Genomic DNA, 3,232 nt, shown 5'->3' with positions numbered 1-3,232 from the left:
CTCGGCTCGGCCCGCTGACCGGCGGCCCGCCCTCTGCTGTTACGGCCGCATTCAGCGGGGCTCCCGGGTGTCGCGGCGACCGCCGCTGACCAGTTCCGGGTCGAACATCGCTGCCAGCAGCGCCACTTCGTCGGCGCTGAGCGGGACGCCGGTGGCCGCGAGGTTCTCGCTGACGTACCGCGGGCGCTTCGTTCCCGGGATGGGGGCCACATCCAGCGGCTGGGCGAGCAGCCAGGCCAGGGCGACCTGGCCCGGTGTGCAACCCTTGGCGTCGCTGAACGCCCGCAGGGACTCCACCAGCGCGAGGTTGCGATCGAGGTTCTCACCCTGGAACTTGGGGACGGTGGAGCGGTAGTCGTCGGCGGCGAACGTGGTGTCCCTGGCGATCCGGCCGGTCAGCATCGCGCGGCCCAGCGGGCCGTACGGCACGAGTGTGATGCCCAACTGCTTGCAGGCGGGGATCACTTCGGCCTCTAGTCCGCGCTCCCAGAGCGAATACTCGCTCTGCAGTGCGGAGATGGGGTGCACGGCTGACGCCCGGCGCAGGATGTCGGGCCCCACCTCGCTGAGGCCGAGCGCCCGGACCTTGCCCGCCGTGACCAGCTCCGCCATGGCGCCGACGGTCTCCTCGACCGGTACGCGCGGGTCGAGTCGGTGGACGTAGTACAGATCGATGTGGTCGGTGCCCAGCCGGCGCAGGCTCGCCTCGCACGCCTGGGCGACGTACTCGGGGCGTCCGTCGAAGACATGGCTCCCGTCCGGCGACAGCCGGGCGCCGAACTTCGTCGCGAGTACGACCTCCGCGCGCCGGCCTTCGAGCGCGCGGCCGATCAGTTCCTCGTTGTGGCCGAAGCCCTTGCCCCGTGCGCCGTCGGGGCCGCCCACGCCGTAGACGTCCGAGGTGTCGAGGAACTCGACGCCGAGGTCCACGGCCGTACGGATCGTGGCGACCGCCTCGGCGGGGTCGATGTCCCCGTACGACTGGGACATGCCCATGCAGCCGAGCCCGATCGGCCGGATCCGGAGATCGGAGTGTCCGAGGGTGATCCGGGCCAGGCCCGCGCTCGCGTCGCTGATCAAGGTGCTCCTCCTGGGTGTTCGGTCGCGGCCCGGACGATCTGCTCGTCCTAGGTGAACGCTATTCACCAGCCATGTGGTGAATACTGTTAACCTTCCTCTCGTGACTGTCAAACGCCGCCCGACCGGGCAGCACCACGGCGACCTCCGCAACGCCCTGGAGGAGGCCGCCCTCGCGCTCGTCTCGGAGCGCGGCCCGCACGGCTTCACCCTGGCCGAGGCGTGCCGGCGCGCGGGCGTGAGCGTCTCCGCCCCGTACAAGCACTTCGCCGACCGGGACGCCCTGCTCGCCTCGCTCGCCGCGCAGGGCTTCCGTGAGCAGCACCGGCGCTTCACCGCCGCCGTCGCGACGAGCGAGGACCCCACCGAGCAACTGGCGGCCTTCGCCGCCGCGTATGTGCGCTACGCCGCCGAGGAGCGGGCCCTGTTCGACATCACGTTCAGCGCCGGTCTCGACAGGGCCCATTACCCCGAACTGGCCGCCGGGGGCGCGGCCCTGTTCGACATCCTGCTGCCGATCACGGGCCGGATAGCCCCGGACCGGGCCGACGCCTTCGACCTGCTCGTACGCGTCGCCTCGGCGGCGCACGGGCTCGCGCTCTTCCTGCGGCAGGGCATCCTGGGCGCCTTCGGCGGCGAGGGTGATTCGCTGGCGGAGACCGAGGAGCGCGCCGCCCGCACGGCCCGCGCCCTCGCGGGTCAGCAGCGGGAGACAGCCGCCACGACCCCCGTCACGAGGCCCCACGGCCCGCGATGAGGTCCGCCGCCCTCTCCGCGATGGCGTAGACCGTCGCGATCGGATACGCGGTCACCAGGGACGGCATCACGGACGCGTCCGCCACCCGGAGCCCGGCAATCCCCCGTACCCGCAGCTCCGGGTCGACCACCGCCGTGTCGTCCGACCCGATCGGGCACGTCCCCACCGGGTGGTTGACGCTGCCCAGGGTCTCCGTCGCGTACGCCCGCAGCGCCGCCTCGTCGATCGTCGTCGGCCCCGGCGCCACCTCACGCTCCCGCCAGCCGTCGAGCGCGTGGGCCTCGCCGATGTCGCGCGCCGCGCGCAGGGCGGTGACCATCGTCGCCAGGTCATGTCCTTCGGGGTCGCCGTAGTAGTCCGGATCGAGCAGCGGCGCCGTGTCCGGGTCGATGTTCGCCAGCCGGACCGTGCCCCTGCTCCGGGGGCGTACGAGGATCGCGCCGATCGAATAACCGTGATCCACCTCCGCACCCGAGGAGAGGTGCCCCGGCGCGTCCATGAAGAGGAGCTGGAAGTCCGGCGACTCCACCCCGGGGTCGGAGCGCAGCAGGCCGAAGGCCTCGCCGTGGTTGTTCCGGGAGAACGGGATCGGGCGCGCCGCCCCGTAGACGACATTGGCGACCGGGTGGTCCTGGAGGCCCGTACCGACCCCGGGCAGGTCGAGTACGACGTCCACGCCGACCTCTTCGAGATGGGGCGCGGGGCCGATGCCGGACAGCATCAGGAGCTGCGCCGAACCGATGGTGCCCGCCGTCAGCACGACCTCCCCGGAGCAGTGCGCCATGACCGCCGTCGCCCCCATGCCGTACTCGACGCCGGTGCAGCGGCTGTTCTCGACGATCAGGCGGCGCGCTACGGCGCCGGTCACGACATCGAGGTTCGGGCGGTCCGACACCGGCGCCAGGTAGGCGTCGGCCGCGCTCTGCCGCAGCCCGTCGACGATGTTCAGGTCCGGCAGCCCGAAGCCTTCGTCGAGCCCGCCGCTCAGGTCCCCGGCGCGCGGGTGCCCGCGCTCCGCCGCCGCCTCCAGGCACGCCGTGATCACCGGGTTGGGCGGATCGGCGGGCCCGACGCCGAGCGGTCCGCCGACACCCCGCCGGCCGCCGTGGCGCACGCGCGCGTCCTCGCTGCGCTGGAAGTACGGGACGAGGTCGTCGAAGCTCCAGCCCGAGGCCCCGGACGCGGTCCACGCGTCGTACGCGCTGTGGTGCCCGCGCGCGAACATCATGGCGTTGATCGCCGACGACCCGCCGAGGGCACGGCCACGCGCCAGGGGAGTGGTCGTACTGGTCGCGGCCTGCGCGACGGTGGCCTCGCCCCAGTTCGCCGGCGTCGCGAGCAGGGCGGGCCAGGCGGCCGGTACGGCCATGGCGTCCAGCGGCCGCTCGCCGCCCGCCT

At 73.1% G+C, this 3,232-nt stretch carries 3 protein-coding genes; 1 reads left to right on the top strand and 2 read right to left on the bottom strand.

Annotated elements, in window-relative coordinates; translation table 11 throughout:
• Positions 1–51: 51 nt before the first annotated feature.
• Positions 52–1,080 carry an aldo/keto reductase gene (locus tag QR77_RS09760; protein WP_052488639.1) on the bottom strand — a complete coding sequence of 343 codons (1,029 nt, stop codon included), beginning with the start codon at positions 1,078–1,080 and terminating at the stop codon, positions 52–54.
• Positions 1,081–1,180: 100 nt separating this feature from the next.
• On the opposite strand from QR77_RS09760, the gene QR77_RS09755 reads away from it, so the two are divergent.
• Positions 1,181–1,834: a TetR/AcrR family transcriptional regulator gene (locus QR77_RS09755; RefSeq protein ID WP_040021011.1), complete on the top strand. Its 654-nt coding sequence runs from the start codon at positions 1,181–1,183 to the stop codon at positions 1,832–1,834.
• Here QR77_RS09755 and QR77_RS09750 read toward each other — a convergent pair.
• The coding region (locus QR77_RS09750; RefSeq protein ID WP_078876580.1) for a GMC family oxidoreductase N-terminal domain-containing protein at positions 1,809–3,232 on the bottom strand (1,424 nt) is incomplete at its 5' end. The genes QR77_RS09755 and QR77_RS09750 overlap by 26 nt on opposite strands.

This window comes from Streptomyces sp. 150FB (assembly GCF_000818195.1).
Classification (GTDB): Bacteria; Actinomycetota; Actinomycetes; order Streptomycetales; family Streptomycetaceae; genus Streptomyces.
This window is presented reverse-complemented; position numbering and strand designations above follow the sequence as displayed.